Here is a 16,621-nt window from a genome sequence, read left to right as displayed (position 1 = left end):
AAGCCCAGACGGCCAAGCCCGCAGAAACGAGCCCCGGAGGAACGTCCGGGAACCGCCCTCAGGCAGCCGTCTCCGCGGCCACCGCGGCTTTGACCTCGTCGAACGTCGGGTTCACCAGCGCGGTCGACCCGATGATCACCGTCGGCACCGTCTCGTTGCCGTTCGCTACCTCGCGGACTCGTTCGGCCGCGCCCGGTTCCTCCCAGATGTTGATTTCCCGGACCGGCAGGCCGCTTTCCAGCAGCGGCCGGCGCAGGGCCGAGCAGAAACCGCAGCCGGGGCGCCAGTAGAACTCGACCTCGACGTCGCTCATTGTCCGTCCTCCGATGAAGCCCGTAGGTAGTCCAGTTGTGCGCGCACGCTCGCCTCGGCCGGTGCCCACAGCGCGCGGTCGACGTCCGCGTAGACGACCTCGACCACTTGCCGCGGCGTCGCGTCTTCGCCGAGCGTTCGCAAGGCGGAACGCACCTGATCCAGGCGCTGTTCCCGGTGGGCCAGATACTCCCGTGCGGTCGCGGGCAGGTCCGGCAGTTCCGGGCCGTGGCCGGGGAGGCCGGGAGTTCCTTCCGGAAGCGCGATCAGCTTGCGCAGCGAGCGCAGGTAATCGCCCAGGTCGTGCAGGACAGTCGTGCCTCGGCCGAGGATCGTGTCTCCGGTCAGGATCTGGCCGCCGACCAGGAGCGAGACCGAATCGTCGGTGTGGCCGGGGGTGTGCAGGACGCGGAAGTCCAGGCCGCCCGCGGTGAAGGAGTCGCCGTCGGCGAAAGGTGGGGCGTCGATGCAGAGGGAGGCGTCGAAGGCCCGTACCGGAGCACCCGTTTTCGAGGCGAGCCAGGGCGCGCCCTCGGCGTGGTCCGGATGGTGGTGCGTCAGCAGGATCAGCTCGACCGGACCGGTCTCGGCGAGTTTTTCCAGATGTTCCAGGTCGTGGTACCCGGGGTCGACGACCACGGTTGCAGCGGCGTCCTTACCGCGCAGCACCCAGGTGTTGGTGCCCTCCAACGTCATGGTCGACGGGTTGTTCTCCAACAGCACCGACGCGGTCTCGGAAACACGGCGCAGCACGCCATAAGCGGGAGCGGTCACTCAGGACTCCGAAGTATCGAGGACGACGCGGATGGTCTCGCCGTCGCGGACCAGGGTCGGCACAGTCTTCACGATCTCGCGCGGCTCGGCGAGCACCGCGTCGGCCCTGGAAAACTCGGCGAGTTCGACGAGGGTCAGCCAGGTCGGCGGCATCAGCGTGCGACGGCCTTCGCGGGCGTCCGCGACCGCCTCGGCGGGCCGCTGCCACCCGGCGGCGGCCGCTTCGGAGGTCGCGCCGTCCGCGCGCTGGCCTTCCGGCAGTTTCGCGACGAAGAAACGGGTGTCGTACCGACGCTGTTCCTGCGGCGGCGTGACCCAGTGCGCGTACGGGTGCAGCAGGTCCGCGCGCAAGGTGAGCCCGGCGTCGGCGAGGAAGCCGGCGAGCGAGATTTCCCGGGATTCCAAGGCTTTCCGCGCTTCGTGGTACGGCGCGACGTCGGCGACCACCGTGTCCTCGGTCCCGGCCAGCAGCACGCCGGACTCCTCGAACGTCTCCCGCACCGCCGCGCACACGAGCGCGCGGGCGAGGCTTTCGTCGCAGGCGAACTGCTCGGCCCACCACGACGGCGGCGGCCCGGCCCACGCCACCGAAGCATCGGCGTCGCGCGGATCCACGCCGCCGCCAGGAAACACAGTCATCCCGCCGGCGAACGCCATGCCCATGACCCGGTGCTGGAGGAAGACCTCCACGCCGTCGGAGGTGTCCCGCAGCAGGATCACCGTGGCGGCGTCCTTCGGGGTCGCCGGCGGGCCATCCGCGTTGTCCCGGATCGCGATGCCGGGACGGGCGGGGATGTCGAAAACGAATTCACGCGGCCGTTCCACCCGGGCAACATACCTCGCAATCCGTACGCGTCGCGGATTACTTGTGTCACCTCGCGGCAGGCCCGAAGCGCGAAAAGGGCCCCTCGCGACGAAGCGCGAAGGACCCTTCTCAGCAACCCCGAAAGACCTCAGGACCAGTGCTGGTCCCCGCCGGAACGGGACGCGCCGTTGAGCCGCAACCGGGCGGCCTCGGCACGCTCGCGCTCGGCCAGTTCCTCGTGCAGCTCGCGCAGCAGGGCACGGTCGCGTTCGGACAGGCTCGGATCGTCCAGATCCAGCGCGGGCAGCTCGACCACCTCGTGCATGCTCGGTTTGCCCGCGGCGATCTCGCGGCCCTTCTCCGGGTCCTCGGCCAGCGCGCGCCGCAGCTGCGCCACCTCGGACGGCGTCAGGTCCGACGTGCGCTCGGCACGCGTCTCCGACCCAGCTGTTCGCGGCCGTTCCGCGGCGGCGGGCTCGGCCGCCGGCTCCGGCATCGAGACCGGCTGTGCGGGCACGGCCTGCACGATCGGCACCACGGGCGCGACCGGCACGACCGGTTCGGGCGCGGCGGCCGCTTCCGGTTCGGGCTGCCGGTGCCCGTGCCGGCTCGGCGCTTCCGAGACCGGTTCCGGAACCGGGGCCGAAGCGGGCGCCGGAGCGCTGCGCTGCGGGGTCGGTTCCGGCCGGTAGTCCGGGGCCGAATGCGTGCTGCCGGTGACCCACACCGGGCTGGCGACGGCACCCGCGGCCTGGTGGTAATCCGACTGCGGGATTCCCGGGCCGCTCACCTCGACGACCGAGCGGATGCCCGCCCGGCGCAGCGCGGTGTCGACGCGGAACGCGACCGCGGGCGGATTGCCCTCCGGACCCAGCTCGACCAGCACGACCCGCTGCGGCAGCGCGCCCGGCACGCTGCCCGCCGGGGTGTTGCGCCACACCGCGTGCACCGAACGCACGTCGGGCAGCACCTGCAGGGTGCGGTCGAGCGCCTCGGCGAGGCCGAACTCGGGCTGGTTGTCGCCGGTGAACCGGTGCGTGTGCATCGGCTCGTGGTCGGTGACCAGCAGGTCGTTGGCGAGCGTCGCGTCCGAGCGGCTCATCTCGAGCACCAGCGCCAGTTCGCGCTGTTCGGCCTCGCTCACCGGGATCCGGCCCGCGATCAACGTGCCGGTGGTGAGTTCCACCGCCTCGTCGATGTGGGCCCGGGCGATCAGCTCCCGCGCTTCGGTGAGCGCGCTGTCGTCGATGCGGCCCGCCAGGGCCAGCAACAAGTTATGCAGGCGCAGGGGCACCGAGAACCCGTCCATCGGGCCGTCGTGAACCTCCACCATGGCTCTGCTCCTCCCAGCTCGCCTGGCGGCAACGAGCGTTAAGCGGCGACAAGTCGATGACCGGCGCCCGCGGCGCCTACGCAGACCAGCTCGGACTCGGCGAGCGCGGCCCGGTGGTACCCGGGAAGGTCGAAGCGCGGCGGGATGACCTCGACGCTGGGTTCCTCGTCCCCCATGACCCGCAGCACCCGCTGCAGTTCACCGGTGAGCCGGGGCTGTCCCGCGGTCGCCGTCACCAGCAGGACTCGCTTCGCCCCGCTCTCACTGGCCGCACCGAGGCGCCGCCAGCTCTGCCGTACTTCCCCCACATCCGCGCGTCCACGCAACGTCGCGTGGAGCAAGACGGACACAGAGTCGACGGAGTTCACCCATTCGGGCGCACTCTGCGTGAATGTGTACCGGGTCTCGGTGACGTCGTCTACCCCCAGGGTGGAACTCACCTGGTGCCAGTCGGCGCCGTGCGGGATCAGACCGGCCACGAGCAGGCGGTACTCCGCCTGGTCCAAATCGATCCTGTGCTTGAGCAAAGACCTCGGCAGCGTCCGCGCGAGCGTCCCCATCGCGCCCTCGCCGAGCCAGTCGCGGAACCGCCACAGCAGCTGGTCGGGCAGGCGGCCGGCGAGCCGCAGCAGCAGTTCGTGCAGGGATTGCTCGATGTCGGGGTCCATCACTTCACCTCCACGATCAGTTCGACCTCCACCGGCGACGCGATCGGCAGCTCCGCGACGCCGACGGCCGACCTGGCGTGCACCCCGGCGTCGCCGAAGATCTCGCCGAGCAGCTCGGAGGCCCCGTTCACGACCGCGGGCTGGCCGGTGAAGCCCTCCGCGGAGGCGACGAAACCGACCACCTTGACAATCCGGACAACAGAGTCGATACCGACGAGGGCGTGCACCGCGGCCAGCGCGTTCAGCGTCGCGGTGCGGGCGTGGCCCTTGGCTTCCTCCGGGCTGACCTCGCCGCCGACCTTGCCGGTCGCGGCGAGCGTGCCGTCGACGAAGGGCAGCTGGCCGGAGGTGTAGACGTGCGAGCCGGTGCGCACGGCCGGCACGTACGCGGCCAGCGGTGCGGCGACTCCGGGCAGTTCGATGCCGAGCTCGGCGAGCCGGTCGCTCCAGGTCAACGCCGCCCCCTCAGCTCTTCGGCCGCTTCAGGTACGCGACGTGCTGTTCGCCGCTCGGGTTGGGCAGCACGGTCACCAGTTCCCAGCCGTCCTCGCCCCACTGGTCGAGAATCTGCTTCGTCGCGTGGATCAGCAGCGGGACGGTGGCGTACTCCCATTTGGTCGCACTCATGACTCGGGAGCGTAACCAAGCGGGCAAGGCCCCTCCGGACCGCCGCCGCCGAAAGCCCGTCACCCGTCCAGGGGACAGGCTCGCTGAGCCGGGTGAGTGTGGGTCAGGTCACATCCGATCGTAGGTCTCGTGCGCGGCGATCACGGTAAGAACCGCGTTCGCCACTCACGAGATCGCTAGCGTGGGCACGTGGAGACCTGGCGGATCGTCGCGACCGTGCTGCTCGCCGTGGCCGGGGTGCCGCTCGTGCTGGCCGTGATGGCCAAGACGCGGGACCGGGTGAACGATTCGGGCCAGGTGGCGATCTCCGGTGCGGTCACCCTCACCGCGCTGATCGTGGTGGCAGTGCTCACGCTGACCGTGCTGCCGCCCCTGGTGACCTGGATCGTCGTCGCGGCGGTCGCCGCTGCGGTCAGCGTCATGATGCTGGCCAGCTGAGCACCGGTTTAGTGTGGATGACGTGACCACACCCTCCGCCGGCTGGACCGACGAGCTCGCCAGGGCCCGGCTGCATTTCGTCACCGGCAAGGGCGGAACCGGCAAGACCACGCTCGCCGCGGCGCTGGGTCTCGCGCTCGCCGCGGGCGGCCGCCGGGTGCTCTTGATCGAGGTCGAGGGCCGCCAGGGCATCGCACAGCTCTTCGACACCGAACCGCTGCCGTACGCGGAACAGCGGATCGCGTCGGTCCCCGGCGGCGGCGAACTGCGCGCGCTGCACATCGACGTCGAAGCGGCGCTGCTCGAATACTTCGAGATGTTCTACAACCTCGGGTTCGCCGGGCGGACGCTGCGCCGGATGGGGGCGATCGAGTTCGCCACCACGCTCGCGCCGGGCCTTCGCGACGTCCTGCTCACCGGGAAGATCAAGGAATGCGTCGGGCGCACGGAATCCGACGGCCGGCACACCTACGACGCGGTCGTGGTCGACGCTCCGCCGACCGGGCGCGTGGTGAAGTTCCTCGACGTCACCAAGGCCCTCACCGACCTCGCCAAGACCGGCCCGATCCGCGGCCAGGCCGACGGCGTCGTCCGGCTGCTGCATTCCGGCGAGACCGCCGTGCACCTCACCACGCTGCTGGAGGAGATGCCGGTGCGCGAGACGGTCGAGGCGGTCGCCGAGCTGGACGGAGCCGATCTGCGTCCGGGCGCGGTGCTGGTGAACCGGGTCCGCCCGCCGCGGCTGCCCGCGCGTTCGGTGACCGCGGCCGCCGACGGCCGGGTGGACGCCGACCGGGTGCGCTCCGGTCTCGCTTCGGCCGGGCTGAACCTGCCGGAGGCGACGCTGGACGCGCTGGTGGAGGAAACCGTGGAGCACGCCGTCCGCGTCGCCGCCGAACAGCGGGCCCGCGAACAGCTCGCCGAGGCCGATCTGCCGACGCTGGAGCTGCCGGACCTCACCGATGGCGTCGACGTCGCCGCGCTCTACGAACTCGCCGAAACGCTGCAGGAACAGGGGGTGCGCTGATGCCCGCCGACTCGAAGCTCGACGTGGACGCCCTCCTCGACGACCCGGCCAGCCGCGTGATTGTGTGCTGCGGTTCCGGCGGCGTCGGCAAGACCACCACCGCCGCGGCGCTCGCGCTGCGCGCCGCCGAACGCGGCAGGCAGACCGTGGTGCTCACGATCGACCCGGCGCGCCGGCTCGCGCAGGCGCTCGGGCTGCGCGAACTGGGCAACCACCCGAAGCAGGTGCGGGTCGAGGGCTTCGAGCCCAAGGGCGAACTCTGGGCGATGATGCTCGACATGCGCCGCACGTTCGACGACATGGTGCGCGTGCACGCCGGCCCCGAGCGGGCCGAGCAGCTGCTGCAGAACCCCTTCTACCAGACCATTTCCACGTCGTTCTCCGGCACGCAGGAGTACATGGCGATGGAGAAGCTGGGCCAGCTCGCGGCGACCGACGAATGGGACCTGATCATCGTCGACACGCCGCCGAGCCGGTCCGCGCTCGACTTCCTGGACGCGCCGACCCGGCTGTCCACCGCGCTCGACGGCCGGATGATCCGGCTGCTCACCGGCCCGGCCAAAGCGGGCGGCTGGGGCCTGCGCAAGGTGGTCAGCGCCGGGTTCTCGATGTTCGCGAAGGCCGTCTCGACGATCATCGGCGGCCAGCTGCTCGCCGACGCGTCCGCGTTCATGCAGGCCTTCGACAGCATGTTCGGCGGCTTCCGCGAACGCGCGCGCAAGACCGCCGAGCTGCTGCGGTCGTCCGGCACGTCGTTCCTGGTGGTGGCCGCGCCGGAGCCGGACGCGCTGCGCGAGGCGTCCTACTTCGTGGAGCGGCTGGCCGGAGAGTCGATGCCGCTGGCCGGTTTGGTCGCCAACCGCACGCACCCGGTGCTCGCACCGCTGTCCGCGACCGAAGCGCTGACCGCCGCCGAGTCGGTACAGAACGCACCGCTCGCCGAGGCCGTGCTGCGGCTGCACGCGGACCGCGTCGCGCTCGCCGAACGAGAAAACCGCCTGCTGGCGCGCTTCACCCGCGCGCATCCGGAAGTGCCGCTGACCCGGGTGCCCGCGCTCGCCGGCGACGTGCACGACCTCGAAGGCCTGCGCGACATCGGAGCGAAGCTGACGTCGTGAGCGGCGATGCCGGTTCTCACCGGCATCGCCGCTCACGAGAAGACTCAGCCCGCCGCGGCGGCCAGCGCGTCCCGCTTGGCCGCTTCGAGCAGGTCAGTCCAGCTGGTCACGTCCGGACGACGGCGCAGCAGGGCGCGCCGCTCCCGTTCCGTCATCCCGCCCCAGACCCCGAAATTGATCCGGCCGTCGAGTGCCTCGGCGAGGCATTCGGTGCGGACCGGACACCCCATGCACACGGCTTTCGCCCGGTTCTGTTCGGCGCCTCGCACGAACAACCCGTCGGGATCAGCGTCCCGGCACGAGGCATCGACTCGCCAGCCAACCTGATTGGTTTGCATACCCCCAGCTCCCTCATCTGGTGTATGGCACCAGCGAAGGCGAAGCTCCCGCTCCCACCCCCGCGAGCGTTTCCCACTGCGCCGCACGTCGGTGACGGCACCTCCCCGGTGCCGCTGCCGCTGTCCGGACCAGCCAGGCTCCCACCCGGGCTGCTCCGTCTGTCGGCATCTACGTGAGACGTTGACGGACTGTAGGGTCCCTCGGTTCCCTCCGTCGAGACCTAGCATGCATTCCGTTACCTGAGGTCACGTCACGGGGTCCCGTTAATGATCGCTTTCCGGGGCGCGCGGGCGTGAGGTCACGAAGGCGACACGGGCCTTCAGTACCCTGGCTTTCGTGCGCAAAACGGATGGTCTTTTCAAGCTCCTCGGCCTGTGCCTGCTGGCAGGGGTGCTGGTCGCCGGGATCCTGTTCCCGGTGGTGGGCGCCGCGGGGGTCGTGTCCAACCAGGCGAGCGAGACGGTCGACAAGACGTCTTCCGACCTCGCCGACATCCCGCCGCCGCTGGTGACGACTGTCACCGACTCCGGCGGCAAGCCGATCGCGACGCTGTACGACCAGTACCGGATCCCGGTCCGCCCGGACCAGATCAACCCGGCGCTGAAGTGGGCGCTGCTGTCGGCCGAGGACAAGGCCTTCTACGAGCACCACGGGGTGAACTGGGGCCGGACGCTGCGCGCCGCCGTCTCCAACACCGCGGGCGGGGACACGCAGGGCGCCTCGACGATCACGCAGCAGTACGTGAAGAACTACCTGATCAACGTGGTCTACCGGAAGGACAAGAACGGGCAGGCGAAGGCGCAGGAGCAGTCGCTGTCGCGCAAGCTCAAGGAAGCCCGGATCGCGATCAACCTCGAGACGAAGCTCTCGAAGGACCAGATCCTCGCCGGCTACCTCAACATCGTCGAGTTCTCCCGGCAGATCTACGGGGTCGGAGCGGCCGCGCACGCCTACTTCAACACCACCCCGGAAAACCTGACCGTGCCGCAGGCGGCGCTGCTCGCCGGCATCGTGAACAACCCGATCGTGCTCGACCCGTGGAACCACCCGGACAAGGCCACGAAGCGGCGCAACCTGGTGCTCGACCGGATGGTCAGCAACCAGAAACTGGCGAAGGCGGACGCGGACAAGTTCAAGGCCGAACCGCTCGGCGTCGTGCCGGACACCCCGCAGAAGCCCGCGTCGAACTGCACCGGCGCGGGTCCGGAGAACGGCTTCTTCTGCCAGTACGTCGAGGACTATCTGCTCAAGTCCGGGATGACGAAGGACCAGCTGTACACCGGCGGCTACACGATCAAGACCACGCTGGACGAGAAGGCCAACCACGAGGCGAAGGTCTCGGCCGAAACCCAGGTGAGCAAAACCCAGAAAAACGTAGCGAACACGCTTTCGCTGATCCGGCCGGGCAAGGACCGGCACGAAGTGGTGGCGCTCGCGGCGAACCGGGACTACGGCATCGACGCCGACCAAGGGCAAACGACCTACGCACTCCCGTCCGGCGTGTTCAACACCGGCGGCGCGGGGTCGAGCTACAAGATCTTCACCACCGCGGCGGTGCTGAACCAGCACATCGCCGGGATCTACAGCAACATCCCGGTCGGCAGCAGCTACGTCTCGCACGTCTTCACCGGCAGCCAGCCGCACTGCCCGCCGACCGGCGCGCCGAACACTCGCTGGTACTGCGTGGGCAACGCCGGCAACAACTATCCCGAGTCCTCGACGCTGCAGACCGCGCTGGCGACCTCGCCGAACACCGCGTTCGTGGCGCTGGAGGACAAGCTCGGCAGCACCGCGCCGGCCATCGACATGGCGTCGAAGCTGGGCATGCGCGAGACGATGGCGAGCAACCCCGGTGGCGGAAAGGTCGACCCGAAGTCGACCGACCCGAACAAGAACCAGACCCAGGCGCAGGCCTACGGCCCCAAGGGCAACTACCCGGGCACGGGTGCGTTCACCCTCGGCTTCAGCCCGACGAGCGGACTGGAACTGGCGAACGTCGCCGCGACCATCCTGAGCGGCGGCAAATGGTGCCCGCCGACCCCGCTGGCGGCGGTGACCGACCGCGACGGCAAACCGGTGCCGATCAAGGAAGCCGCGTGCGAACAGGTCGTGCCGGAAGGCCTCGCGAACACCATGGCGGTCGGCATGAGCAAGGACGACCAGCCCGGCGGCACGTCCGCCGCCGCGGCCGGAGCGGTCGGCTGGAACCGTCCGCTGGTCGGCAAGACGGGTACGACGCAGAACAACGGCTCGGCGACGTTCGTCGCAGGCACACCGCAGATGGCCGGTGCGGCGATGGTGTTCCGTCCGGAGGGCGGCAGCGGCGGTCTTTGCTACAACGGCGTCGGCAACGTGACGACGTGCGGCACGGGCAACATGTTCGGCGGCAAGACACCCGCCCAGACCTGGTTCGGTGCGATGAAGAACATCATGGAGGGCCAGCCGGTCGTCCCGCTGCCGCCGGAGGATCCGGCGTACACGAGCTGAAACCGGTGAAAACGGGGCGGGAGACGCGATCTCCCGCCCCGTTTCGCTTGTCCCGTCACCCTTTGAGCGCTCAGCGCCACCAGCACAAAGAGAAATCCCATCGCCAGGCTCCGCATCCCCGTCGGACTGGTCCAATCCAATCCAACGACGCCCGGTGCGAGCTAGAGAATCCCGCTGAGACCTCCGCCCTACGCCATCCGGCACCGGCCACAGCGGGCGACCCGCTCGAACACGTATCCTCGAACACGTGAGCACGCTCGGTAACGCCAGTCCGTCCGGAAGCCCCGCGAAGCGGTTGGCCGCAGGGACCATCGCCCTCGGGGCCGCCACCCTCGGTTACGCCGTCGGCATCGAACGCCGCCGCTTCACCCTGCGGACCGCTGAACTGCCCGTCCTCGCGCCCGGCACCCCGCCGTTCACCATCCTGCACGTCTCCGACCTGCACATGCTCCCCGGCCACCAGGCCAAACAGCGCTGGGTCGCCGCGCTCGACGAGCTCGACCCCGACCTCGTCGTCAACACCGGCGACAACCTCTCCCACCGCACCGCGGTCCCCTCCGTGCTCCGCGCGCTCGGGCCGCTGCTCGACCGGCCCGGGCTGTTCGTCTTCGGCAGCAACGACTACTACGCGCCGAAACCCAAAAACCCCGCGCGCTACCTCATGCCCCGCGGCAAAAAGAAGCGCATCCACGGCACCCAGCTCCCCTGGCGCGACCTCCGCGCCGCCTTCGTCGAACACGGCTGGGTCGACCTCACCCACGTCCGCCGCACCATCGACGTCGGCGGCCGCGCCGTCTTCGCCGCCGGCGTCGACGACCCCCACCTCCACCGCGACCGCTACTCCGACATCGCCGGACCCGCCGACACCACCGCGGCCGTCCGCCTCGGCGTCACCCACTCCCCCGAACCACGCGTCCTCGACACCTTCGCCACCGACGGCTACGACCTCGTCCTCGCCGGCCACACCCACGGCGGGCAACTCCGCATCCCCGGCTACGGCGCCATCATCACCAACTGCGAACTCGACCGCAGCCGCGCCCGCGGCGCCTCCCGCTGGGGAGCCCGCATGTGGCTCCACGTCTCCGCCGGACTCGGCACCTCCCCCTACGCCCCCGCCCGCTTCGCCTGCCCGCCGGAAGCCAGCCTGTTAACGCTGGTCCCGCGCGGATCCGGGCCCGCGAACCCCCGCAAACCAGCCCCGCGCAAAGCCGCGAAACCCGTCCGCTAGACTTACTCCCGACCCGCTAAGCAGTACCTCGGGGTGTGGCGCAGCTTGGTAGCGTGCCTCGTTCGGGTCGAGGAGGTCGTGGGTTCAAATCCCGCCACCCCGACTGGTGAGTGAGGGCTCTTCGTCTGCAAAAAGCGCAGACGGGGGGCCCTCACTTCGTTGTTTCCTCTGGGGGTCGGACCCCCAGGCCCCCGCCAGGGGGCGTTGCCCCCTGGACCCCCGAAGGTGCATCGGCTGCGGTTGGTGGGTGGGTCTAGGGGCCGAAGGTGCATCGGCTGCGGTTGGTGGGTGGGTTCTAGAGGCCGAAGGTGCATCGGCTGCGGTTGGGTAGCTCGGTTAGTGGGTTGCGGTTAGTTCTTGCCAGCATTGGTGGAAGTCGCCTATTGCTGCGGACTTTGTCCAGGACCAGGCTGAGCGGGCTGCTGAGGTTAGTTGGTCTTGGTCTTTGGTTTGGGGGTTCGCCAGGGCTGCGGCCAGGCGGGACTCTACGTAGAGCGCCAGGGCTCGGTACGAGAGGTCTTCTCGGTAGCGGGTGCGTTCTGTGATGTTCGTGAAGCCCGCGGCGGCCAGTTTTGTGGCGATGGTGCGGCCCGAGAAAGGGTCGCCGCCGTGGTGGCGGCGTAGCAGGTAGTGGCCGCGCAGGGCGGCGTCTACGTTTGCGGTTCTTGGGCGGATTTTCGCTCTGCTCCAGTCCGAGGTGGAGATTGCCAGGTGGCCGCCTGGGCGGAGGACTCTGCGGATTTCCGCCAGAGCTGCCGCGGGGTTTGTCAGGTGTTCGAAGAGGGCGTGGGAGAAGACGACGTCTATTGAGGCTGTTTTTAGGGGGAGGGCGTATGCGGTTGCGTTGATGTAGTCCACTGTGGACGGCATGGGGAGCAGGGCGTGGTGGATGTCTATGCCGATGACGTGGCAGGACGGGGCCAGGGTGGCGGTGATGGAGCCTTGGCCGCAGCCTAGATCCAGGACTTTCGCGCCTGGCGTGAAGAGCGGTTGGGCGAACGCGGCGCGGTCACTCGCTGTGCGCGTGTTCATCATTGACAGCGCGTCTTCGGCATAGCCCGGCGCGTAACCCTCCAGCACCCCGCACAGAGTACGGGTGAGAGGTGGCAGGATCGAGGGGTGAGCACGCAGTCAGGCAACCAAAATCCGCCCGCGGTGGTCCCGGACCGCCTGTTCGACGACCCCGAAGCCGAAAAGCGCTGGCTGGCGCGGTTCCACGCGCCGCGCATCTCGGTGCCCGAATGGGCCCGCGACGCGCCTGACGCCAACGTGTACGTCTCCAACGCCAGCGGCGTCTGGGAGGTTTACGCGTGGGACCGGGCCACCGACAGTCACCGGCGCGTCACCAACCGGCCCAACGGCACCCTGCAGGCCACGCTCTCGCCCGACGGAACAGCCATCTGGTGGTTCGACGACACCGACGGCGACGAGTTCGGGTCCTGGCGCAGCCAGCCGTTCGACGGAGACAGCTCGGCCGCCCGCAAAGCACTGCCCGACATCCACGACGGATACCCGGCCGGACTGGAAATCGGCCATCGGGTCATCGCGGCCGGCGTTTCGACCGACGACGGCAGCGAACTGTTCGCGAAAATCGACGGCGAAACCTCGCGGTTTTATCAGCACGCGGACGACGCGGGCATCGCGTCCATGTCGCGCGACGAAAGCCTGCTCGCCATTTCCCATTCCGAGCACGGCGATTCCCGGCACCCGGCGTTGCGCGTGCTGTCCACCGACGGGTTCGGCACCGTCGCGGAGAAGTGGGACGGCGAAGGAAAAGGCTTGCAGGCGCTGGAGTTCTCGCCGCTGCCGGGCGACCAGCGCCTGCTGGTCCTGCACGAACGCCGCGGCCGCGAGGAACTGCTGATCTGGGACGTGCAGGCGGACACCGAAACCGAACTGCGGATCGATCTGCCCGGCGAGGTCGCCGCGGACTGGTACCCGGACGCGCGCGCCTTGCTCGTCGTGCACTTCCACCAGGCCCGCAGTTCGTTGTACCGCTACGACCTCGACACCGGCGAACTGTCCGCTGTGGACACTCCGGCCGGCCGGATCGGCGGCGCGGGCGTGCGTCCGGACGGGACCATCGAGTACTCGTGGTCCAGCGCCGCGGAACCCGCCGCGGTCCGCGCCCGCACGACGGACGGCACGGATTCGGTGCTGCTTACGCCGCCGGGCGAGCGCGCGCCGGGTTCGGCTCCGGTCACCGACGCGTTCGTGGAGGGGGTCGGCGGCCGGATCCACGCACTGGTTTCCCGGCCCGAGAACGCCCCCGAAGGCCCGCTGCCCACGGTGTTCTCGCTGCACGGCGGCCCGCACGCGGCCGACGAGGACCGGTTCTCCGCCTACCGCGCGACCTGGCTGGACGCCGGATTCGCCGTGGTCGAGGTGAACTACCGCGGCTCCACCGGCTACGGCTCGGCGTGGCGGGACGCCATCGAGGGCCGCCCGGGTCTCACCGAACTGGAAGACGTCGCGGCGGTCCACGACTGGGCTGTCGAAAGTGGACTGTCCGATAAGGACAAGTGCGTCGTGAACGGCGCTTCCTGGGGCGGCTACCTGACCCTGCTGGCACTGGGCACCCAGCCAACGCGCTGGGCGGCCGGGATCGCGGGCGTGCCGGTGGCCGACTACGTGGCCGCGTACGAGGACGAGATGGAACAGCTGCGCTCGTTCGACCGCGCCCTGTTCGGCGGTTCCCCGGAGGACGTGCCCGCGGTGTATCGCGAGTGCTCGCCGCTGACGTACGTGGACGCGGTAGCCGCTCCGGTGCTGATCCTGGCCGGCGACAACGATCCCCGCTGCCCGATCCGGCAGATCGAGAACTACCTGGAGCGCCTCGCCAAACGCGACGCGCCCCACGAGTTCTACCGCTACGACGCGGGGCACGGCTCGCTGGTGATCGCGGAGACGATCAAGCAGACGTCGATCGAGGTGTACTTCGCCTTGCGGGCGCTGGGAATGCGTTGAGGGTTCGGGCCGTCCAGGTCTTCCTGGACGGCCCGGCCTTTCGGAACCACCACAGCGGGACCGTTGAGCCGCTCGGGTGCCGCCGGTTCTCTCGCGCTTGACGACGTGTATCTCACTGACGCATGTTCGATGCAGGTGAAACTGACGCAAGTGCTGCAAATCAACACGCTGGCCGCTCAACTCCATCGCAACTCTACGAAACTGCGCCGACGTCCGACCGCATCCAGTACCTCGAGGGCAGAGAAGGTCGCGGTGACTGTTCGGCCGTGTTCTGCTCGCGACCTCTGAGGGCCTCCGCTCACCCCGATGGAGCGACATCAGCGGACGACTTAGCTAGTAGCCATGCCCGCGCCGCGCAGACCTGGTCTACAGCCCGCGCTTAGCACCCTTCAACCGCGCCACCGCGGCCTCCTCACCCTCAAAAGACACCTGCACCGCGTCCCGGCCGAACACGAACAGCAGCAGTTCCACCGGCGCGCCCACCACGGTCACCACCGGGGCCCCGGACTTCACCGACGCCGACTGGCCATCCGGAGTCCGCAGCACCACCCCGACCGGCGACTTGCGCAGGTTCAGCTTCGCCGTCCGCGTCGCCAGCCGCCACGCTGCTCCGTCTCGGGAAGGGTCTGCCGGGCGCGGGGTCCAATCCGGTTGTGCCCGGCGGACGTCCTCGTGGTGCACCAGGAACTCAGCGCTGTTCGTCGCCTCGTCCACCGGGCCGAAGGACGTCGGCCAAAAGCGGGACGGGCCGCGGCGCACCTGGGCGACCAGGTCGTCCCATGGGCGCGCCGCCACCCCGTCCTGCACCTTCTGCGTGTGCCCGGCGAGCGCGGGCACCACGATTCCGGGCATCGCGTCCGGCCGGTGCTCCCGCACGACCAAATGCGCGGCCAGATCCCGCGTCTGCCAGCCCTCGCACAGCGTCGGGGCGTCCGGGCCGAGCTGCTCGAAGAGGTCGCTCAGCGCTTGGCGTTCATCCTTGGCAAGGCCCATGCACAGAGACAGTACTGCGCTCCGTTGAGGGCGGCGGAGGGGAGGAAGGCGGAGTACTCGTCGGTTAGTGGTGGAAGCCGGTCGAGGTGGCGGGGTCGTGCTGCGGGGACGGCTGGCGGTTCAGTTCCGGCAGTATCCGCTTCAGGTCGGCGAGCAGCAGGTCGGCGAGGTCGTGGGTGAAGCCGTTGCGGACGACGACGCGCAGCACCGCCAGGTCCGTTCGGTTGTCCGGGAACGTGTACGCGGGCACCAGCCAGCCGCGTTCGCGGAGGCGGCGGGAAACGTCGAAGACGTCGAACGCGGTGACGTCCGAACGGGTGGTGAAGGCGAACACCGGCAACTGGTCGCCGCGGGTGAGCAGTTCGAACGGCTCCAGCTTCGAGATTTCTTCGGCCAGGTACATCGCGACATCGCGCGAAGCTTGTTGCACCGCACGGAAACCTTCGCGACCCAGCCGGACGAACGTGTAGTACTGCGCGGCGACTTCCGAGCCGGGGCGGGAGAAGTTCAGCGCGAAGGTCGGCATATCGCCGCCGAGGTAGTTGACGTTGAACACCAGTTCCTCGGGCAGCGCCGCCTTGTCGCGCCAGACCACCCAGCCGACGCCGGGGTACACCAGGCCGTATTTGTGCCCGGAAGTGTTGATCGACGCGACGCGCGGCAGCCGGAAATCCCACTCCAGGTCCTCGTCGAGGAACGGGGCGATCATCGCTCCGGACGCGCCGTCGACGTGCACCGGGATGTCCCAGCCGGTCCGCTCCTGCAGCGCGTCGAGGGCGGCGGCGACCTCCGCGACCGGCTCGTAGCTGCCGTCGAACGTCGACCCGAGGATCGCGACGACGCCGATGGTGTTCTCGTCGCAGAGCTTCACCGCTTCTTCGGCGGACAGGTGGTACCGGTCGCCCTCCATCGGCACCAGGCGCGGTTCGACTTCCCAGTATTCGCAGAATTTTTCCCAGCACACCTGGACGTTGATGCCCATCACCAGGTTCGGCTTCCCGGTGCGGCCGAGCTTCGCCCAGCGCCGCTTCAACGCCATTCCGGCCAGCATGCAGGCCTCGGACGACCCGGTCGTCGAACAGCCCATGATGTTCGCGGGGTCCGGCGCGTGCCACAGATCGGCGAGGATGTTGACGCAGCGCCGCTCGAGTTCCGCGGTCTGCGGGTACTCGTCCTTGTCGATCATGTTCTTGTCGACGCATTCGGCCATCAGCTCGCGTGCCTGCGGCTCCATCCACGTCGTGACGAACGTGGCGAGGTTGAGCCGCGCGTTGCCGTCGAGCATCAGCTCGTCGCGCACCAGCTGCAGCGCGGTGTCCGGCGGCAGCGAATCGTCCCGCAGCCGATCGCGCGGCATCGTGAAGCCCGCGGCGAGCGCCGGATTGCTCCCGGCGTACAACGGATTCGTGCCCGTCTTCCGGTCTGCCCGATCTTGTTTCCCCTGATGCAGCACCATGTCAGCGAACCTACTGCCGGGCGCACCCGGCGACCACCGGATGACAAGA

Annotated in this window: 17 protein-coding genes and 1 tRNA gene; 7 read left to right on the top strand and 11 right to left on the bottom strand. The window is 69.4% G+C overall.

Annotated elements, in window-relative coordinates; genetic code table 11:
- Positions 1 to 58: 58 nt before the first annotated feature.
- The 7 genes from F9C11_RS09345 to F9C11_RS09315 form a co-directional block, all read right to left on the bottom strand.
- Complete coding sequence (locus F9C11_RS09345; protein ID WP_409184476.1) at positions 59 to 313, bottom strand: glutaredoxin family protein; 255 nt, start codon at positions 311 to 313, stop codon at positions 59 to 61.
- Entirely contained in the window at positions 310 to 1,086 is a 777-nt protein-coding gene (locus F9C11_RS09340; RefSeq protein WP_409184475.1) for an MBL fold metallo-hydrolase, read from the bottom strand. The genes F9C11_RS09345 and F9C11_RS09340 overlap by 4 nt, the downstream gene beginning before the upstream one ends.
- Positions 1,087 to 1,911, bottom strand: coding sequence for an NUDIX hydrolase (locus F9C11_RS09335; protein ID WP_409184474.1), 825 nt, complete (start codon positions 1,909 to 1,911; stop codon positions 1,087 to 1,089).
- Positions 1,912 to 2,039: 128 nt separating this feature from the next.
- Positions 2,040 to 3,224 (bottom strand): hypothetical protein, encoded by a 1,185-nt coding sequence (locus F9C11_RS09330; protein ID WP_409184473.1) that lies wholly within the window; start codon positions 3,222 to 3,224, stop codon positions 2,040 to 2,042.
- 38 nt (positions 3,225 to 3,262) lie between these two features.
- Positions 3,263 to 3,892 carry a hypothetical protein gene (locus tag F9C11_RS09325; protein ID WP_409184472.1) on the bottom strand — a complete coding sequence of 210 codons (630 nt, stop codon included), beginning with the start codon at positions 3,890 to 3,892 and terminating at the stop codon, positions 3,263 to 3,265.
- Positions 3,892 to 4,347 carry a RidA family protein gene (locus F9C11_RS09320; protein WP_409184471.1) on the bottom strand — a complete coding sequence of 152 codons (456 nt, stop codon included), beginning with the start codon at positions 4,345 to 4,347 and terminating at the stop codon, positions 3,892 to 3,894. The genes F9C11_RS09325 and F9C11_RS09320 overlap by 1 nt, the downstream gene beginning before the upstream one ends.
- 10 nt (positions 4,348 to 4,357) lie before the next feature.
- Positions 4,358 to 4,519: a DUF4177 domain-containing protein gene (locus F9C11_RS09315; protein WP_020664158.1), complete on the bottom strand. Its 162-nt coding sequence runs from the start codon at positions 4,517 to 4,519 to the stop codon at positions 4,358 to 4,360.
- Between the two features lie 189 nt (positions 4,520 to 4,708).
- Here F9C11_RS09315 and F9C11_RS09310 point away from each other — a divergent pair, with 189 nt between their 5' ends.
- From F9C11_RS09310 to F9C11_RS09300, 3 genes are read left to right on the top strand one after another with little or no spacing between them, the layout of a single operon-like run.
- A complete protein-coding gene (locus F9C11_RS09310; protein WP_409184470.1) occupies positions 4,709 to 4,957 on the top strand; it encodes a hypothetical protein in 249 nt (82 codons plus the stop codon).
- A gap of 22 nt (positions 4,958 to 4,979) precedes the next feature.
- Positions 4,980 to 5,984 (top strand): ArsA-related P-loop ATPase, encoded by a 1,005-nt coding sequence (locus F9C11_RS09305; protein ID WP_409184469.1) that lies wholly within the window; start codon positions 4,980 to 4,982, stop codon positions 5,982 to 5,984.
- Positions 5,984 to 7,102 carry an ArsA family ATPase gene (locus tag F9C11_RS09300; RefSeq protein WP_409184468.1) on the top strand — a complete coding sequence of 373 codons (1,119 nt, stop codon included), beginning with the start codon at positions 5,984 to 5,986 and terminating at the stop codon, positions 7,100 to 7,102. Before F9C11_RS09305 ends, F9C11_RS09300 begins: the two co-directional genes overlap by 1 nt.
- 44 nt (positions 7,103 to 7,146) lie before the next feature.
- On the opposite strand, the gene F9C11_RS09295 is transcribed toward F9C11_RS09300, so the two are convergent.
- The gene (locus F9C11_RS09295) at positions 7,147 to 7,440 is read right to left on the bottom strand and encodes a WhiB family transcriptional regulator (protein ID WP_020664154.1); all 294 of its coding nucleotides are present in this window, start codon (positions 7,438 to 7,440) and stop codon (positions 7,147 to 7,149) included.
- Positions 7,441 to 7,777: 337 nt separating this feature from the next.
- Here F9C11_RS09295 and F9C11_RS09290 point away from each other — a divergent pair, with 337 nt between their 5' ends.
- The 3 genes from F9C11_RS09290 to F9C11_RS09280 all read left to right on the top strand — a co-directional run bounded on the left by F9C11_RS09290 (position 7,778) and on the right by F9C11_RS09280 (position 11,259).
- Positions 7,778 to 9,928 (top strand): transglycosylase domain-containing protein, encoded by a 2,151-nt coding sequence (locus F9C11_RS09290; protein WP_409184467.1) that lies wholly within the window; start codon positions 7,778 to 7,780, stop codon positions 9,926 to 9,928.
- 247 nt (positions 9,929 to 10,175) lie between these two features.
- Positions 10,176 to 11,156 (top strand): metallophosphoesterase, encoded by a 981-nt coding sequence (locus F9C11_RS09285; RefSeq protein WP_409184466.1) that lies wholly within the window; start codon positions 10,176 to 10,178, stop codon positions 11,154 to 11,156.
- 29 nt (positions 11,157 to 11,185) lie between these two features.
- Positions 11,186 to 11,259: transfer RNA gene (locus tag F9C11_RS09280), tRNA-Pro, on the top strand.
- Between the two features lie 233 nt (positions 11,260 to 11,492).
- Here the strand turns inward: F9C11_RS09280 and F9C11_RS09275 are convergent.
- Positions 11,493 to 12,236 (bottom strand): methyltransferase domain-containing protein, encoded by a 744-nt coding sequence (locus tag F9C11_RS09275; RefSeq protein ID WP_409184465.1) that lies wholly within the window; start codon positions 12,234 to 12,236, stop codon positions 11,493 to 11,495.
- Positions 12,237 to 12,275: 39 nt separating this feature from the next.
- On the opposite strand from F9C11_RS09275, the gene F9C11_RS09270 reads away from it, so the two are divergent.
- Positions 12,276 to 14,123, top strand: a complete 1,848-nt coding sequence (locus F9C11_RS09270; protein WP_409184464.1) for a prolyl oligopeptidase family serine peptidase — start codon at positions 12,276 to 12,278, stop codon at positions 14,121 to 14,123.
- A 366-nt stretch (positions 14,124 to 14,489) separates the two neighbouring features.
- On the opposite strand, the gene F9C11_RS09265 is transcribed toward F9C11_RS09270, so the two are convergent.
- Both F9C11_RS09265 and F9C11_RS09260 read right to left on the bottom strand, forming a co-directional pair.
- A complete protein-coding gene (locus F9C11_RS09265) occupies positions 14,490 to 15,116 on the bottom strand; it encodes a TIGR03085 family metal-binding protein (protein WP_409184463.1) in 627 nt (208 codons plus the stop codon).
- 64 nt (positions 15,117 to 15,180) lie between these two features.
- Positions 15,181 to 16,572, bottom strand: a complete 1,392-nt coding sequence (locus F9C11_RS09260) for a glutamate decarboxylase (protein WP_409184462.1) — start codon at positions 16,570 to 16,572, stop codon at positions 15,181 to 15,183.
- Positions 16,573 to 16,621 lie beyond the last annotated feature (49 nt).

The sequence above is a fragment of the Amycolatopsis sp. VS8301801F10 genome (assembly GCF_046195355.1).
GTDB lineage: Bacteria > Actinomycetota > Actinomycetes > Mycobacteriales > Pseudonocardiaceae > Amycolatopsis.
The sequence above is the reverse complement of the archived record's forward strand: the minus strand, read 5'-3'. Positions and strand labels throughout refer to the sequence as shown.